The 17,780-nt window shown below is 70.4% G+C and carries 11 protein-coding genes and 2 pseudogenes; 6 read left to right on the top strand and 7 right to left on the bottom strand.

Annotated elements, in window-relative coordinates; all coding sequences use genetic code 11:
• Positions 1–123: 123 nt before the first annotated feature.
• Entirely contained in the window at positions 124–7,329 is a 7,206-nt protein-coding gene (locus G3N18_RS00700) for a DUF5979 domain-containing protein (RefSeq protein ID WP_196382410.1), read from the top strand.
• Positions 7,330–7,478: 149 nt separating this feature from the next.
• Positions 7,479–7,748, top strand: a pseudogene (locus G3N18_RS00695) (adenylosuccinate synthetase); the annotation flags it as partial.
• Positions 7,749–8,125: 377 nt separating this feature from the next.
• Here G3N18_RS00695 and G3N18_RS00690 read toward each other — a convergent pair.
• Complete coding sequence (locus G3N18_RS00690; protein ID WP_196323580.1) at positions 8,126–8,581, bottom strand: DIP1984 family protein; 456 nt, start codon at positions 8,579–8,581, stop codon at positions 8,126–8,128.
• A 155-nt stretch (positions 8,582–8,736) separates the two neighbouring features.
• On the opposite strand from G3N18_RS00690, the gene G3N18_RS00685 reads away from it, so the two are divergent.
• Both G3N18_RS00685 and G3N18_RS00680 read left to right on the top strand, forming a co-directional pair.
• Positions 8,737–10,023: an adenylosuccinate synthase gene (locus G3N18_RS00685; RefSeq protein WP_196382409.1), complete on the top strand. Its 1,287-nt coding sequence runs from the start codon at positions 8,737–8,739 to the stop codon at positions 10,021–10,023.
• Between the two features lie 8 nt (positions 10,024–10,031).
• Complete coding sequence (locus tag G3N18_RS00680) at positions 10,032–11,264, top strand: lactonase family protein (protein WP_196382408.1); 1,233 nt, start codon at positions 10,032–10,034, stop codon at positions 11,262–11,264.
• A gap of 107 nt (positions 11,265–11,371) precedes the next feature.
• On the opposite strand, the gene G3N18_RS00675 is transcribed toward G3N18_RS00680, so the two are convergent.
• The 4 genes from G3N18_RS00675 to G3N18_RS00660 all read right to left on the bottom strand — a co-directional run bounded on the left by G3N18_RS00675 (position 11,372) and on the right by G3N18_RS00660 (position 14,564).
• On the bottom strand, positions 11,372–12,520 hold the full coding sequence (locus G3N18_RS00675; protein ID WP_196382407.1) for an AI-2E family transporter: 1,149 nt from the start codon (positions 12,518–12,520) through the stop codon (positions 11,372–11,374).
• Positions 12,521–12,595: 75 nt separating this feature from the next.
• Positions 12,596–13,291, bottom strand: a complete 696-nt coding sequence (locus G3N18_RS00670; RefSeq protein ID WP_196382406.1) for a hypothetical protein — start codon at positions 13,289–13,291, stop codon at positions 12,596–12,598.
• Complete coding sequence (locus G3N18_RS00665; RefSeq protein WP_196382405.1) at positions 13,288–14,184, bottom strand: ABC transporter ATP-binding protein; 897 nt, start codon at positions 14,182–14,184, stop codon at positions 13,288–13,290. The genes G3N18_RS00670 and G3N18_RS00665 overlap by 4 nt, the downstream gene beginning before the upstream one ends.
• Entirely contained in the window at positions 14,181–14,564 is a 384-nt protein-coding gene (locus G3N18_RS00660; protein ID WP_141380790.1) for a GntR family transcriptional regulator, read from the bottom strand. Before G3N18_RS00660 ends, G3N18_RS00665 begins: the two co-directional genes overlap by 4 nt.
• Positions 14,565–14,884: 320 nt before the next feature.
• On the opposite strand from G3N18_RS00660, the pseudogene G3N18_RS00655 reads away from it, so the two are divergent.
• Together G3N18_RS00655 and G3N18_RS00650 are read left to right on the top strand one after the other, a co-directional pair.
• Positions 14,885–15,646 (top strand): annotated as a pseudogene (locus G3N18_RS00655) (CBS domain-containing protein); the annotation flags it as partial.
• A 239-nt stretch (positions 15,647–15,885) separates the two neighbouring features.
• Positions 15,886–16,185 (top strand): chorismate mutase, encoded by a 300-nt coding sequence (locus tag G3N18_RS00650; protein WP_196382496.1) that lies wholly within the window; start codon positions 15,886–15,888, stop codon positions 16,183–16,185.
• Between the two features lie 5 nt (positions 16,186–16,190).
• Here G3N18_RS00650 and G3N18_RS16405 read toward each other — a convergent pair whose 3' ends face one another.
• Together G3N18_RS16405 and G3N18_RS00640 are read right to left on the bottom strand one after the other, a co-directional pair.
• A complete protein-coding gene (locus tag G3N18_RS16405) occupies positions 16,191–16,385 on the bottom strand; it encodes a hypothetical protein (protein WP_338038090.1) in 195 nt (64 codons plus the stop codon).
• A 641-nt stretch (positions 16,386–17,026) separates the two neighbouring features.
• Positions 17,027–17,780: hypothetical protein (locus G3N18_RS00640; RefSeq protein WP_196382404.1), on the bottom strand; the 754-nt coding region annotated here is incomplete at its 5' end.

Below are 17,780 nucleotides of genomic sequence, written 5' to 3'. Positions count from 1 at the left end.
GTATGCCCTAAGGTCGAGCCAACGTGCGCCCTCCGATGTGGATCGGGGCCGCCGGCGTAGGGTCGGCTGTAGGGGTGCTCTACCTTGGGGGTAGCTGGCATGCGCGCTACGCGCCTTTCCGTCGTGTCCGCGAAGCGTCCGATCGTCGCGGGCCTTCTCGTCGTGCTTCTCGCGCTGGGAGGCGTCGTCGGGGTGGCCCCCGCGGCCCTCGCCGCCGGAGGACCGGGCGACTATCTGCAGATCGACAAGAGCGTTGACAAGCCGACGCCGCAGCCGGGCGAGACCTTCACCTACCAGGTCAAGGTCACCTGCTCGGAGCAGGACTGTCTCGACGCGCAGCTCACCGACGCGTTCCCGGCGGGCCTGGTCGGCTTCGACGTCGAGTCCGTGCGGTTCACCCCCGACACGACGCCCTACGCCGTGACGTGGACGGGAGGATCGAGCACGCCGCCGGCGAAGATCGCCGCCGGCACCGCGGTGGCGGTCGACATCAAGGAGACCACCGACACCCCCGTCGGCGTCGGCATGTCGGCCGGAACCACGTTCTCGATGCTGGTCAGCCTGCGGGTGCCCGACAACTACCCGCCCGGTCAGAGCGGCGACATCGTCAACACGGCGAAGGTCACCGCGACCAACGCGAACCCCGTCGACAGCTCCGCGAAGATCAACATCACCGTCCCCGAGAACATCGGCGTCGGCGTGACGAAGGCGTGGTCGCCCAACCGTCAGTCGTACGCGCCGGGCACCGCGTCCTCCATCGCGCTCGGCGTCTCCAACGCCTCCAACGTCAACGTCGACAAGCTCGTCATCCAGGAGCCGAAGACCGCCGTCGACGGCTCCTCCGCGCTGGACGCGAGCAACCCCTTCACCATCACGGACTTCACCGGGTTCCAGAACGTCTCGCTTCCGTCGAGCTGCACCTCCGTGCAGGTCGACGCGTACGTGTTCGAGGGCGGTTCGTGGGCGTGGAAGACCGGACCCCCCGCCGCGACCCCGACGCTGCCGAACGGCGTCACGAACGCGCAGGTCGGCGGCATCCGGCTCACCTGCGTCGGCACCATCACGCCGGGCGACACCGTGAGCTTCGGCCTCGGGCTCGCCCAGCGCTCCACGCAGCGCGACACCGGCGCCGACCTCTCCACCGCCGAGCACCGCGTCGACAACGTCGCCAACGGCACCGCGACCGCGGGCTCCCGCACGGCCACGAAGGATGCCGCAGCCAGCTACACCGTGGCGCCGTCGATGCCGACGGTGCAGACCGCCAAGAACATCGAGCCCGGCCAGATCACGGCCGGGCAGAAGGCCTCGTCGTCGCTCTCCGCCACCAACGGCGCGGTTCCCGTGAGCGAGCTGCGACTCGCCGATCTGGACTTCTTCACGACCGACGTCGCCTTCGGCGGCTTCACCAGCGCTCCCCTCTGGCCGGCCGGCGCCGGCGCGGCGAAGGTCGTCTACCACCTCGCCGCCGGCGGGACGCACGAGGTGCCCTTCGCGGATGGCGACGTGCCCGCGGCGCCCGGCGCACCCGTCACCGGATTCGAGCTCGTCTTCACCGGCTCGCTGATCCAGGCCAACGCCACCGCGAACGCCGTCTTCTCCATCGACACCACCGAGAACGCGACCGGCGGCACGCCGAGCGTCACCCTCACGAACACCGTCGTCTCCACGGTCACCGCCCCCAACGGGCTCACCGCGAAGGCGACGGACGACGCCACGCTGGCGATCATCGACCCGTCCGTCTCCGTCACGATCGACAAGACCGTGCGGCCCGGCGCCCCGGTGGCGCCCGGCGACAGCGTGATCGCATCGCTGCAGACCGTCGCGTCGGCCACCGGCGACGGCGCCCGCATCAACGACATCGTCGTCGAGGACGCGTGGAACGGCGCGCAAGGCGCCTTCTGGAACGCCTTCACCTTCACCTCCGTCGCGCCCACGCAGGTACCGGCCAACGCCACGCTGACCGCGCAGGTCCGCACGCACGACGGCACGTGGGTGACGCTGGCGACCGCGCCCGCCCAGTCGCAGGCATTCGTCTTCCAGATGGATGCCGCGGCCACCGCGGCCGCCCTCGCGCCGCTGTCTCCCGCCGACGTGGAAGGCATCCGTTTCACCTTCCACAGCGACGCCGGTTTCGCCGACACCACGAACGTCACCCCGAACGTCGTCTTCGACGCGCGGGCCGACCGCCGCACCGGCGGCGCGACCACGCCGGGACTTGACGTGCCGACGACCTACACGAACACCGCCGTGTCGAGCGTCACGGGCAAGAGCGACGGCGGCAAGACCCTCGTCGACGACGCGACCGACACGGCGCCGGGCACGATCCAGTCCGAACAGAACCCGCCCGGACCGGGCCCCGACATCCAGAAGCGCTGGACACGTGACTTCCTCGACGCCCAGTCCGGACAGCGTGCGGACACGACGCTGCGCTGGAACGTCTCCTCGGGCTTCGCGCCGGTGACCATCACCGACCCCGCCACCGACGCCGGCACCCCGAAGTCGACGGCCTACGACGCGTTCGATCTCGTCTCGGTCGCCCCGATCGCCCCCAGCTCCGAGCCGTACAGCAACGGCTGGTACCTCAAGTACGAGACCGTGACCGCGGTCGAGCTCTTCTTCGACGGCACCTGGCACACTGTCGCCGCGCCCGGCGGCAGCTGGATGACGGCGAACCGCGGCTTCGCCGGATACACGCTCACGGCCGACGAGTCGGCGAAGACCACCGGCATCCGTCTCGTCCTCGACGAGACCGGGACCGACACCGCCGCCCGTCAGGCCGCCCGCCAGACCGGTCCCGCCTTCGATCCGTTCGCTCCGGCGCCCGGCTCGGGTGTCGGCTCGGGCAGCGTGCAGCGCGAGTTCGACCTCACGTGGCAGCTGCGCGACATGACGCGCTCCACGGGAACGCCGATCACGGCCGACTCGTTGCTGAACACGTCCACCAAGGGCATCGTCGACAACGCCGTGCAGATCAGCTCGCGTCCCCTCGCGGGCGGTGCCGACGTCGTCGACGGCGACCACGACACCATCCAGATCCTCAACCAGCCCCCGGGGGTGAAGGTCACCAAGTCGGCCACGCCGACCACGCAGATCTTCACGCCCGTCGCCGGTACGTCCGCGCAGAACTACCCGACGGCGCAGTGGACGATGACGGCGCACAACGACGCGACCGCCAAGGCGAGCGCGCTGCGTATGACCGACCCGGCCACCTGCAGCCAGACGGCGCTCGCCGGCTGCCAGTCCGACGTCTCGGCCGCGTACAGCGACCCCTTCGACACGACGAAGAACTACCTCACGGATGCCGGTACTCCGACGCCCTTCGATCGCTTCGACGCCACCAAGATCACGATCGCCGCGAGCATCCCCGCGCAGATCGATGCCACCGGCTCGGTGGTCTGGCTCCTGCACTACGCGGGTGGCGCGTACGCGACCACCTCGCACACGATCGCGCAGGTCAATGCGCTCACCGCGGGTGAGCTCGCCGACGTCGTCGGCGTGAGCGTCACCTTCCGCGGAGTGAGCGCGGCGAACACCGGCACGATCGATCAGAGCAACGTGTTCACGGTCACCATCGACAGCCGACTGCGCCCGACGCTGCGCTCCACCGGCAAGACCCAGGTGCTGCCGGCGGGCAAGACGGCCGACGTCTCCAACCGGGTCTTCGCACAGTCGTACGACCCGGTGCTCTCGCCGACCACGAAGACCGGTGACGTCGCCGACGCCAAGGTCGTGCTCACGGGCGGTGTCGTCAACATCACCCCGACGAAGTCGGTGAACCCCGCGTCGATCGCGGAGCCTGCCAAGACGACGCCCGTCACGGTGACGCTCGGGGCCAACCAGGGCTCCAACCCGCGGAGCACGCTCTCGCCGAACGTCGTCGTGATCGAGGACCAGGCCGACGCCACCGCGTTCTGGAACACGTTCGATCTCACCGGCCTCGGCGCGGTCACGCTTCCCGCGGGTGCCGACCGGGTGCGCGTCGACGTGCACACCGGCGGCGCGAGCGGGAGCTGGACGCTCGGCACGGCCGCGGCCACGGCCGCCCTGCCGGCGGGAACCGACGTCGGCGCCGTCGACGGCATCCGCTTCACCTTCTCGCGCGCCGACGACGGGCTGTTCTCGAACACGCTTCCCGCCGCCAACTGGTCGGCCTCGGCCGCGTTCACCGTGAAGGTGCGCGACACCTACCGCGACGCGAGCGGTCCCGTGACCTTCGACCACACGGTGACCAACACCCAGTCGTCGCAGTCGACGCGCGTCGACGGCAACGACTCCGCGCCGAAGCAGGCGTCCGCGCAGATCGTGCTCACGCAGGGCACGCACCAGATCGCGGTGAACAAGCTGAGCAACAACGGCGACCGTCTCGTCTCGGTCGGCTCTCCCGTGCCGTTCGACCTCACGTTCCAGAACACCGGCACGGGCTTCCTCACCGTCTCGGAGCTGACCGACACGCTCCCGGCCCAGCTGAACTACCTGGCGACGCCGGCTCCCGTGTTCACCAAGCAGGCCGACGGGCTGCTCTCCGACAAGATCACCGTCGGTCTCAGCCCCGATGGCCGGACCGTCACGTTCACGTGGCCGTCGGACGGCAACCGCATGAAGCCCGGCGAAGTGTTCAAGGTGCGCCTGTATCTCGAGCTTCAGCCCGGGCTGTCGCAGGGTGACCGTGCCACCAACACGATGACGGTGAAGACGGCGGAGCAGCTCACCGACTGCCGCAACACCGTGCAGGGCGGCTCGACGACCAGCGCGTTCGCGAACGACCCCACGACCTGTGGCACCACCGACTACGTCGGCGTCGTCGCGGGCTCGAACCTGTACACGGTGAAGGGCGTCGCGGGCTCGTTGCCCGGCGCCTACCAGCCGGGCTCGTCCGACGCCATCTGCCAGCAGAACCTCGTCGTCGGCAGCAAGGGCTACTTCCGCGCGCCGTGCGTCGCCAACTCCGAGGTCGACGGCACCGACGACTGGGTGCTGCGCAACGTCAACGCGGGCACCGTCCCGGTCGCCGAGATGACGGTGTTCGACCAGCTGCCGACGTCGGGCGACACGCTGCTGATCTCCGGCTCGGGCCGCGGTTCGACCCTGCGTCCCGAGCTCGTCGCCGACTCGCTCAAGGTCGCGGCGCCGGCGGGCACGACCCAGACCGTGGAGGTCACGACCAGTACCGGCGTGTGCGTGAACACGTGGTCGACGCTGACGACTGCACCGGTCTGCGAGCAGAACGGTGAGAGCTGGGCCGCCGTGTCCGACAGTACCGACTGGTCGAAGGTCACCGGCATCCGCGTGCACCTCGACTTCCGCACGACTCCGGCGAAGGCCCTCACCCCGGGTCAGGCCGCCGACGTGACGTTCTCCACCGTGAACCGGCTGGCGGGCGCCGACCGCCCCGACGGCGCGTCGGCCACCGTTCCGGCCGCCGAGCAGTTCGCCTGGAACCAGTACGGCGTCAAGTACGAGCTCACCACCGAGAGCACCTTCCGCAAGATCGCACCGGCCGCGGTCGGCAGCCACCTGCGGTTCGGCTCGATCGCGGTGACCAAGAAGATCACCGGTCCGGCGGCGACGTACGCGCCGGCGAGCTTCCTCGCCGACGTGGTCTGCACCGCCGGCGGGTCCGCGCTCGACCTCGGGGCGGCGTCCACCGTCACCCTGAGTGCGGCGAACGACTACACGGCGCGTATCGACGGCATCCCGCTGAGCTCGGCGGGCACCGTCTGCACCGTCACCGAGCAGGGCGCCGTCGGCACGTTCGGCGAGACGTCCCGTAGCGGATCGCCGACGACGATCGCCGTCACCGAGGCCGCGCCGCAGGAAGGCGGCGCGGGCGACGTGCCGGCGTCCCAGATCGCGACGCTGACGAACGACTACCAGTTCACCGGTCTCTCGGTCACCAAGCAGGTGCAGACGGATGCGACGGCGGGTCAGTTCGGTCCGTTCACGTTCTCGCTGACCTGCACGAGTGCGACGGGAACGCCGGTGGTGTTCGACGATCAGGGCACCAAGGAGCTCACCTTCACGCTCGAGGCGGGCCAGACCTGGACCGCTCCGGCCGACCGCATCCCCGCCCGAGCCAGCTGCACGGTGACCGAGACGGACTCGTTCTTCGCGAACCACATCGTCTTCACCGGCACGAACGTCGTGGACGCCGGAGACGGCTCGGCGACGGTCACGCCCGGGGTGGATGCCGCGGCGGTCACCGTGACCAACGGCTACGACGCGGGCCGGCTGACCGTCGGCAAGGTCGTCACCGGTTCGGGCGCCGATCTGTACGGCGGCGGATCGTTCGACTTCTCCGCGGTCTGCACCTACCAGGGCCAGAATCTGCTCGACCAGCGCTTCTCGCTGCGCAACGGCGACACCGAGACCTTCGGCGTCTACCCCACCGGCACGCTGTGTGCCGTGAAGGAGCTCACGACCGGAGGCGCCACCGACGCGACTCTCGATCCCGCAGACGGCAACGTCACGATCGTCGCGCCGACCGACCCGGCGGGCATCGGCGACGTGAAGGTCACGGCGACCAACCGCTTCGACCTCGCCTCGTTCGACGTCGTCAAGGAGCGCGAGGGCAACATGCTCAACCCCGGTGCGGCGGGACCGTTCACCGTCAGCGCGGTCTGCACCTACGTCGTCGACGGCACCGTCACCGACATCGCCGTGCCCGGCGGCGCGGAGCGCCAGCTCACCGCTGCGAACGACTACCGGGCGGCCTACACCGACCTTCCGGTCGGCGCAACGTGCGAGGTCACGGAGACGGTCACCGGACACGCGGCCTCCACGACCATCACCGTGGACACGTCCGATCCGGTCGTGGGCACCACGGCCACGATCGACCTTCAGGGGGGCGACGAGCCGCAGCTCATGACCATCGCCAACACCTTCACCGCCGGTCAGATCTCGGTGACGAAGACGGTCAGCGGCACCGCGGCATCCGCTCACACCGGCGACACCTTCGGCGTGACGCTCGTGTGCACCTGGTACGGCGAGGATCTGCCGATCCCCGGCGGCGCCGTGCGTGATCTCACCGTGGGAACGCCGGTCGTCTACACCGACCTGCCGACGGACGCCGCGTGCGTGCTCACCGAGACGCGCACCGGCGATGCGAAGCAGGTCACCATGACCGTCGACGGCGGCCACTCCGCCAACCCGGCGAGTGTCGTCATCGGCACCGACACGACGATCGCGATCGGCGTCGACAACCGCTTCGACAAGCCGTTGCCGGCCACCGGTGGCAGCTCGGCCCTCGTGCTGGCGGTGTCCGGCTTCGGAATCGCGGGCCTGATCGTCGGCATCGTGCTGCTGACCCGTCGTCGCCGCCGCGAGGTCTGATGACGCGTCGGAGCGGGCGGGCGTCACGGCGCCCGTCCGCTCCACCGCGTCGGATCGCGGCACGGACCGCTCGATAGGATGGGGTGTACCGGCATTTCCGGTGCAACCGTCCGATATGCGCCAGAGGGCCGAAAACGGCGGAGCAGTCCATGCCAGGCATTGTGATCGTCGGCGTCCAGTGGGGAGACGAGGGCAAGGGCAAGGCCACCGACCTCCTCGGGGAGCGCACCGACTGGGTCGTCAAGTTCAACGGCGGCAACAACGCCGGCCACACCGTCGTCATCGGCGACGAGAAGTACGCCCTGCACCTGCTGCCCTCCGGCATCCTCTCCGACGGCGTCAACGCCGTCATCGGCAACGGCGTCGTCATCGACCTCGAGGTCCTCTTCGGCGAGCTCGAGGCGCTCGCGGCACGCGGTGGGGCTTCGGTGTACTCGCACCCTCGGGCTCCGGGCGCCGACTCCTCGGACGCCGGCTGTCCCGCGCAGGCGGTCAGGGTGAGCAGAAGACCGACCGCAGCCGCGACGGAGAGCAATCGTGAGCGCATGCCGACAGCCTACGGTCCGCCTGCGAGACGGATCCGACGCCGGCGGGTCCCCTGTCCCACCCTCGTCCGTGAGCCAGCGCGTGGTGATGAGATGTGCAGGATGCCGCGTGCGTGTGTGCGCCGTGCCGAGCATGCGCCGTGACCGGGATCTTCCGGTGGACCGGCTCGTCGGTCCTGCAGAGCCGCCGATTGCCCCCGGCGGCGTGGGGTGTGCGCTCGCACTCTCGGACTACCGACTGCACGCCGGCGTCAGATCAGTTCGCTCTGCCAGTTGGCCTCCTGGATGCGGATGTCGAGCTCTCGCCATTCCTTCGCGAGGGCGTCGGCGCGCGCGCGGACGGCGGCGACGTCGATCGCCGCGACGTAGCGGATCTCGGACTGGCTGTAGCGGTCGCCGCGGGCGGCCCCGGCATCCGCCGCCTGCGTGTAGGCCTGCACCCGCAGGCGGAGAACGTCGCGGCGGGCCAATGCATCGGTGAGCGTCGCGCCGTCGGCGAGGGTCGCCTCGAGGTTCGTGCGGTTGATCCGCGTGATGAGGTCGGCGAGGCGTTCGGCGACACGGTCGTGCTCGGACAGCAGCGCGGTGGGGTCTTCGACGGGCGGCTCCCCCTCCTGCACGCGCGCGTGCTGCGCTGCGCGCTGGGCGAGCTGGGAGAGCCGGGTGGCGAGGGCGGCGCGCTCCGCGAGTGCTTCGGCGAGCTTCATCGCCCCAGCTTCGCACGGCGGCGGCGACCGATCCAAACCGACCACGCCGTCGTCCATGTCCGAGTGCGCACGTCGGAACACTATCCGCTCGCGGGTCGCGGAGCCCAGGTCGGTAGGATGGGGTGTAACCGTCCGACAAGCGGGGGAGAAGGCCCATGCCAGGCATTGTGATCGTCGGCGTCCAGTGGGGAGACGAGGGCAAGGGCAAGGCCACCGACCTCCTCGGGGAGCGCACCGACTGGGTCGTCAAGTTCAACGGCGGCAACAACGCCGGCCACACCGTCGTCATCGGCGACGAGAAGTACGCCCTGCACCTGCTGCCCTCCGGCATCCTCTCCGACGGCGTCAACGCCGTCATCGGCAACGGCGTCGTCATCGACCTCGAGGTCCTCTTCGGCGAGCTCGAGGCGCTTGCGGCACGCGGTGTCGACACGTCGCGCCTGAAGGTCAGCGCCAACGCGCACGTCATCACCCAGTACCACCGCACCCTCGACAAGGTGACCGAGCGCTTCCTCGGCAAGCGCATGATCGGCACCACGGGCCGCGGCATCGGCCCGACCTATGCGGACAAGATCAACCGGCTCGGCATCCGCGTGCAGGACCTGTTCGACGAGAACATCCTGCGCCAGAAGGTCGAGGGCTCGCTCGACCAGAAGAACCACCTGCTGGTGAAGGTGTTCAACCGCCGCGCGATCAGCGTCGACGAGGTCGTGGAAGACCTGCTGTCGTACGTCGAGCGGCTGCGCCCGATGGTGTGCGACACGGGACTGCTGCTGAACGAGGCGCTGGATGCCGGGGACGTGGTCGTCTTCGAGGGCGGCCAGGCCACGATGCTCGATGTCGACCACGGCACCTACCCGTTCGTCACGTCGTCGTCGGCGACCGCGGGCGGCGCCTCGACCGGTTCGGGTGTGGGGCCGAACCGGCTCGACCGCATCGTCGGCATCGTGAAGGCCTACACGACCCGCGTCGGGTCGGGCCCCTTCCCGACCGAGCTGTTCGACGAGCAGGGCGAGTGGCTGCGCAAGCGCGGCTTCGAGTTCGGCACGACCACGGGGCGCCCGCGCCGCGTCGGCTGGTACGACGCGCCGGTCACCCGCTACGCCACGCGCGTGAACGGCATCACCGACCTCGTGCTGACCAAGCTCGACATCCTGACCGGGCTCGAGCAGATTCCGGTGTGCGTCGCCTACGACGTCGACGGGGAGCGCTTCGACGAGGTGCCGGTCAACCAGAGCGACTTCCACCACGCGACCCCGATTCTCGAGTACTTCCCGGGCTGGACGGCCGACATCTCGACCGCCCGCACGTTCGAAGACCTGCCCGTCGAGGCGCAGGACTACGTGCTCGCGCTCGAGGCGATGAGCGGCACCCGCATCTCGGTCATCGGCGTGGGCCCCGCCCGCGACGCCGTGATCGTGCGCCACGACCTCGTCGACTGAGGCCCGGCATGCGCTTCTGGGTCGGCGGCTACACCGCCGACGGCGGGGGGTCGGCCGAGGGCATCGGTGTGCTGCACGCGGGCGCGCCCGACAGCGCGCTCGCCGGCGGCGACCTCGCCTTCACGGGCGTCGCCGCCCGCACCGACTCGCCCTCGTGGGTCGCCGCGCACCCGACCCTCGACGTGCTGTACGTCGCGCAAGAGGCCGCCGGCACCGTGCAGGCGTTCACCCGCACGGGTGAGGAGACCTTCGCGCCGCTCGGGGGTGCGGTGGATGCCGGTGACTCCGTCTGCCACGTCGCGGTCGCCCCGAGCGGCGACGCGGTGATCGCCTCGTGCTACGGCGACGGACGCGTCGTGCGCTTCGCACTCGACGCGCGCGGGGCGCTCGGTGCACCCCGAATCGCGGACGGGGCCGAAGATCCCTACAGCGACGCGGCGCGGCAGGCGCGGGCGGCGGACGTTGCGTCGCTGGCCGACCTGTCGTCGCTGGCCGACCTGTCGTCGTTGGCGGGCATGGTCGGCGCGGCGGCGATCGGAAACCTTCCGCTGTTCGGGGCCGACGCGCAGGCCGCGGCAGGCGCCCAGGCATCCGAGGCCGCCACCGAGATTGCGACCGAGGAGCCGACCCGCGTGTCTCGGTCGCACCAGTCGTGCTTTCTGCCCGGTGGGGTCATCGCCACCACCGACCTCGGGTTCGACCTCGTGCGGTTCTGGACGGTGCGCGGCGGCGACCTGCACGAGACGCAGCGGGTCACCCTGCCGCCCGGCTGCGGGCCCCGCCACACCGTGTGGCATCCGAGCGGACACCTCTACGTCGTCACCGAGCTCTCGCTCGAGGTGTTCGTGCTCGCTCCCGAACCCGGATCACGCCCGGGTGAAGGCTGGCGGGTGATCTCGGCCTCGCCGCTCGCGGACGAGGCGTCGCCCGGTTCCGACTTCGCCGCCGAGATCGCGCTCACACGCGATGCCGAGTATGCGCTGGTCGGCATCCGCGGCAGCAACACGATCGCGAGCCTGCGGGTGCGTGACGGTGGGGCCGCCGTCGTGCCCGTCGCGCTCGCCGACTCGGGCGTCGACTGGCCGCGTCACCACGTCGTCGAGCGCGACACCGTGCTCGTCGCCGGGCAGCTGTCGAACGAGGTCGCGGCGCTCAGCCTCGACGAGCGCACCGGCGCCGTCGGTCGCGTGCGCCGCCGCGTCGAGGTGCCGAGCCCGACCTGCCTCGTCGCCGCGCCGTAGCCCCCCGCCGCTCGCCGAAACGGCATGCAGCGCGTCACACGGGCGACCGTATGACGCGCTGCATGGCGTTTCACGGGCGGGAGGGAGCCCCCGCGCCCGGGTGGGGCTCAGACCTGGGCATCCTGCTTCGGGATGTAGACCTTCTTGATGATGAGCAGGATCGACGCCGTCACGGGAATCGCGACGAGCGCACCGAGCAGCCCCATCAGCGTGCCGCCGACGAGCGCTCCGATGACCACGAGCGATCCGGGAACCGAGATCGCCTTGTTCATGACCTTCGGAGTCAGAACGTATGCCTCGATCTGCATGTAGACGAGGTACGCGATGGCGAAGGTCAGGCCGCCGATCGGGCTGGCGATGAGGGCGACGACCGTGCCGACCGCCCAGAACAGCACGCTACCGACGAGCGGGATGAGGGTGACCGAGAACGCCACAACCGCCATCAGAGCGGGGAACGGCAGGCCCAGGAACAGATACAGCAGGAACGCGACGAGCGCGTTGAAGAACGCCAGGATCACCATGCCGCCCAGGTATCCGCCGACCGATGCCGTGATCTGCTCGGTGATCTCGGTGGTCGTCGCCCGCAGACGCGCGGGCCACAGCCGGTAGAACGCCTGCTTGATCTCGGGCAGCGACGCGAGGAAGTACAGGCTCAGCACGATGATGATGATGATGCCCGAGATGGTCGTGCCGATGCTCAAGCCGATCGAGAGCACCCCGCCGCCGATCGCGGCGACGTTGTTCGGGTTGGTGAGGAACTTCTGCAGCTCGGCCAGAAGGTCGGGCATCTGGTCGCCGAACTGCACGACGAGCCACGCAAAGAGGTCGGAGTGCTGGAAGGCGGTGATCATCCCGGGCACATCGCGGATGAACTGGGCGATCTGCGAGATCACCGTCGGCACGATCAGCCAGACGACGGCGATGAGCACGAGGGCGAACACGAAGTAGACGATCGTGATCGCCCACGCCCGCTGCATGCCGCGCGCTTGCAGGCGCCGCACGAGCGGGTCGAGGCCGAGGGCGGCGAACATCGCGAACGCGATGTAGATCCAGATGGTGACGAGGCTCGTGATCGCCATGCCGAGCGCGAACGCGACCAGCCCGCCGAAGGTCAAGAAGAAGCCGATCACGAACGGGTGGTTGAGGTTCGCCCAAATCGTGCGCCCCGGTGTGGCGTTCTCGAGCGCGACGGTCGTCGCGTCGGGCGCCGGTTCGGCGGAGGCCTCGGGAGACGTCGAGTCACGCGGTTCGCTCATGGCTCACACTCTAGGGGAGGCGGCCCGCGGCGCTGGAGCACCACGGACCGCTCGAGTCGGCCGCGCCCGGGCGTCTCAGACGGTCGTGCGCCGCAGCACCAGGCCCGCCGTGCTGGCGAAGACCACCACGAGGATGGCGAGGGCTCCGGTCAGCCCCCACACCCCTGCCTGCACGATGGCACCCATCACCGGACCCCACGAGCGCGTCACGGTGATCGTCCAGATCACGCCGAGCAGCACGAGCGCGATCGCAACGAGGGCGAGCGTGAGCCGGAACGAACCCCACCGCTTGTAGATCGTCGCCGCCCAGAAGCCGAGGGTGAACACCATCATCGTCAGCGTGAAGAAGAACACGCCCGCCATGAACGCGCCGCCGGCCCACAGCCAATCGAGCGCGAAGAAGTAGCCGCCCATGCCCCAGCCGCCGGTGGCGAGTTCGATCAGACCCCCGATGACGAAGATCAGCGCGAGAACACCCGACGTCAGCGCCGCCGTCAGCATGGTGCCGACGAAGAACTCGCGGCGGGTGACGCTCAGCGCCTGAGAGAACGGGAAGGTCAGGGTCAGCGCCTGCACCCCGACAGCGACGAAGTACCACAGCGGCGCCTGCGCGCCCCCGCCGTACATGTTTGTCGTGACACCGCCGGCGGCCAGGGTCGCCCAGATGATCAGCGAGATCACGAACGAGCTGCCGAGGATCAGCAGCGGCACCCACAGGTAGGTCTCGCGGTTCGCCAGCTGCATGCGCACGACGTTCAGGGTGCGGCTCATCGGAGTGCTCCTTCCGCCGCGCCCCGCGCGGCATGCTGGGTGAGGCGGACGATCAGCTGTTGCAGTGACACGGGCGCGAGGTCGAGCCCGGATGCCTGGAGGGCGGCCCGATCCGCGGCGGTGAGCTCGCCGAGCACCGTGACGCTCGTGACGTGTCCGAGGCTCTCGCGGTGGATGACCTCGCGGCCGGCGGCGAACGCCTCGACGGCCGCCGCGTCGCCGACGATCGTGGCGGCGCGCGAGCGCACCGCGTCGGTCTCCTCGTCGAGGAGGATGCGACCGCCGTCGATGACGACGACCCGCTCGATGAGGTTCGACACCTCGTCGATCAGGTGACTGGAGAGGATGACGGTGCGCGGGTGCTCCGCGTAGTCCTCGATCAGCCGGTCGTAGAAGAGCTGGCGCGCGACGGCGTCAAGCCCGAGGTACGGCTCGTCGAAGAACGTGATCTCGGCCCGCGAGGCGAGCCCGATGATGACGCCCACCGCCGAGAGCTGCCCGCGGGAGAGCTTCTTGACGCGGGTCTTCAGCGGCAGCTCGAACGCCGCGACGAGTTCGTCGGCGAAGCCCTGATCCCAGTTCGGGAAGAACAGGCTCGCCATGCGGAACGCGTGCGTCGGGAGGGCGTCCTCGGGGTACTTCTGGCTCTCCCGCACGAAGCAGATGCGCTGGAGCACGCCGGCGTTCTCATACGGGTCCGCGCCGAACACGCGCGCCGTGCCCGACGTGGCGAAGTTCTGCGCGGTGAGGATCGACATGAGTGTCGTCTTGCCGGCGCCGTTGCGGCCGAGAAGGCCGTAGATCGTGTTCTCCTCGAAGGCGAGAGACACGTCGTCGAGGGCGAGGGTCTCCTTGTAGCGCTTGGTGAGGTGCTGCACCTCGATGACGGTCATGGGCGGTTCCCTTCGGTACGGTGTGCGGCGGCCCGCTCCCGCAGAAGCTGGGCCAGGTCGTCGGCGTCGAGGCCGAGAGCGGAGGCCTCGGCCAGGAGCGGGTCGATGTAGCGGTCGGCGAAGGCCCCGCGACGCTCTGCGATCAGCTGCGCGCGGGCGCCGGGAGCGACGAACATGCCGATGCCGCGGCGTTTGACGAGGATGCCTCTTTCGACGAGCACGTTCACTCCTTTCGCGGCGGTGGCGGGGTTGATGCGGTAAAAGGCGGCGAGTTCGTTCGTCGAGGGCGCCCGCGCGTCGTCGGCGAGGCTGCCGTCGAGGATGGAGTCTTCGACGTTCTCGGCGATCTGCAGGAACAGCGCCTTTCCTTCTTCGATCACTCCGCCGCCGTTCCTGGTTGATGGGTTAGTTACTTGACTAAGTAACCACAGAACCTTGCGCGACGCAAGCCCCGATCGATCGCCACGCGCCCGCGCGTAGCGACTGAGGCGCCGAGTGTCCAATTTGCAGGCCCATGTCGATGCCTGAAACGTTGGGGAGGTGGCCCGACGCCGGCCCTGCAGAGCGCCCGTGGCCGGCACCCGGGCGTGACCGATGCAGCCTGCGCACCGGGCTGCCGAGGTGTTCTGTGACTCTTGCTCCTGAGACCACCCCTCGCGAGGTGACTGGCGAGACCGCGCCGCTTCTCGAGGCGCGGAACCTGCTGATGGACGAGGCGTTCTCGGCGCTCGACCCGCTCATCCGCCGCGAGATGCAGGAGCAGCTCGTCGAACTCCAGCGCAAGCTCGGCCGCACGATCGTGTTCATCACGCACGACCTCAACGAGGCGATGTTCCTCGGCGACCGCATCGCCGTCATGCGCGACGGCCGCATTGTGCAGAACGGCACGCCCGAGGAGATCCTCGCCGATCCCGCCAACGACTACGTCGCCCAGTTCGTGCAAGACGTCGACCGCGCACGCGTGCTCACCGCGGCATCCGTCATGGAGCCCCCGCACGCCACCATGCCGCTGAGCGCGGGCGTGCGCGGCGCCCTGCGCACCATGCGCGCGCAGCAGACCGGGGCGCTGTTCGCCGTCGAGAACCGGCGCCTCGTGGGCGTCGTCACCGATCGCGCCGTCATCCGCGCCGTGAAGGCGGGCGAGACGGACCTCCGCCGCGTGGTGGATGCCTCGCCGCGGGCACTCCCGACGGTCGGACCCGACGACCTGCTCACCGACATCGTCGAGACCGCCGTCGAGGCGACCGTGCCCCTCGCGGTCGTCGACGAGAACCGACGCCTGCACGGCGTCATCCCGCGCGTCACCCTGCTCGCCGCGCTCGGCAATGTGCCGGCGACGACCCGCGAAATGGCGATCATCCAGAGCCCGATCGACATGGTCGCCGAGTTCACCCCGCTCGTCGACGCCGCCGCCGGAGGCGCCCCCACCCCGGGCGAGCCCGCGACGGAAGGAGCACGATGATGGACGGATTCCGCATTCCCCTCGGCGAGTGGGCCGAGACGGTCGTCGACTTCCTCGGCGACGCCCCGGGGGGCCTCTTCGACGCGATCGCGACGATCCTCGCCGCTGTCTACGAGGGCCTCGACTCGGTGCTGAGCACGCCGCCGTTCTGGGTGATCGTGCTCGTCTTCGCGGCGCTCCGCGGGGGCGAGCCCGGTCTTCGGCCGGTCTCGCCCCCGCTTCGCGATAAAGTCGAGGGCATGAGCGAGCAGCCCGACCCGTCCGCGACTCTCGTGCGTCTGCGCGGGAGCATCGACAACATCGACGCGGCGCTCATCCACATGCTGGCCGAACGCTTCAAGGCGACGCAGCAGGTCGGCGTGCTGAAGGCCGAGCACGGGATGCCTCCCTCCGACCCCGCCCGCGAAGAGCAGCAGATCGCGCGCCTGCGCCGCCTCGCCGCCGAGGCCGACCTCGACCCCGAGTTCGCCGAGAAGTGGTTCAACTTCGTGGTCGCCGAGGTCATCCGCCACCACACCACCGCCGCCAAAGGCGCCTGACGGGATCAGACCGCGTCGTCGGAGGACGCCGCGGCGGGCGGGGTCTGCCGGGGCTGTGGGTTCGCGGGTGGCTGCGAGGCCGCCGGCGGCGGCGCGGGCATCTGCGGGGCCCGCGCGGCGAGGGGTAGCGCGACCTTCTCCTCGAGCACGGTGATCGCCTCGTCGGAGACGACGATGAGCCCCTCCAGCTCTTCGCGCACGCGCTTGTAGGCGATCTGGCGCTCCGCCGCGGTGGCGCCGCCGTCGACGGCGACCGACAGCAGCTGCTGCGCCGTCTGCAGGCGCTTGCGCTCGGTCTCGGAGAAGTCCGAGTCCTTGAGCCGCCCGCGCTTCGCGCTCGGCGACGTCGAAGGCGACCTCGTAGTCGGTGACCGCGCTCGCGTAGGCGGCGAGCTCCCCGTCGGTCAGGTGGGCCTTGGGTGAGCCCGGCCGCAGGCGGTCGGCGGTCTTCTTGGCGCGGAGGAACGCGGCGGTGAGCGGCTGTCGCCCGTCACTGATCGTCGGGTAGGCGATGAGCTTCGCGACGTCCAGCTCGTACTCCAGCCAGCGCGCGGTGACCGCGTCGTGCTCGGCGAAGAGCTTCTCGAGCTGCGGCTGGGTGGGCGACGCCTTCGTGAGGGGCTTCGGCTCGGTCGCGTGCGCGACCTGCTTGGGCGGCTCGGCGGCCTTCAGCGCCGCCTTGGCCTGCAGGATCTCGAGACGCCGCCTGTGCCGCGAGCGCGCGCCGCGCTCCCACCGCTGGCCGAGGCCGCCGAGCACGCCGAGGACCGGGAACGCGAGCCACCAATAGCCGGCCAGAAACTGCCAGAAGTCCACCGTCACACCTTACGTGCGTGCGCCCTCACGGGCGCGGCGGGCGGGCACTCCGCGACGGAATCGGCCAGACCGGCGGAGCCGGTGGGGCATCGGATGCCTGGTCGGCGCGAGGCGTGCCGGTGGTCTGGTCGCCCCCCGGGGAGGCGTTCGGCGGGGTCGGGCGCGTCGTGGCATCCGGCCGCTGCCGTGCGGGTTGCTCGGACTTTGCCGGGTGCTCGGGCGGCGCGGGCTGCGTGCGCGGGGCGGTGGCGCGGGCGAGCGCCTCGGCACCCCGCGCCAGCACGCTCTGCGTGAGGTTCTGTGCGATCTCCTGAGCCGAGACGACCCACGCCGCGGGTGCTGCGGCATCCGGGCCGGGGCCGGCGGGCGCCGAGCGGTCCTTGCGCGCGAGGCGCCAGGCCTCGGCTTCGGCGGCGTCGAACGCGCGGCCGAGGCGGGCCACGCCGTCGCGGTAGGCGGTGAACTGGGCGGGCGTGATCCGCACGTCGGGGGCGGCCGGTCGGAGGGCACGGGTCGTCTTCAGCTCGGCGAGGAAGGCGGCCGTGGTCGGTACGCGTGCATCGCCGAGGGCGGGGAAGGCGAGCTGGCGTGCCGCATCCGTCTCGTACTGCATCCAGCGCGCGGTGATCGCGTCGTCGGTGGCCATCAGCCGGGCGAGCGGCAGCTGGGCCGGGTCGGCGCCGCGGCTGCTCTGCGCGCTCAGCGCGACGCGGTCGGCCGACAGGTTCGCCCGTCGTGCGCGGACTCCCGCCGACGCCGCCCGCGTGTTGCGCTGCGCG

The sequence above is a fragment of the Microbacterium paulum genome (genome assembly GCF_015707995.1).
GTDB classification, from domain to species: domain Bacteria; phylum Actinomycetota; class Actinomycetes; order Actinomycetales; family Microbacteriaceae; genus Microbacterium; species Microbacterium paulum.
Note: the sequence above shows the minus strand (reverse complement) of the source record. Positions and strands in the feature narration are given on the sequence as shown.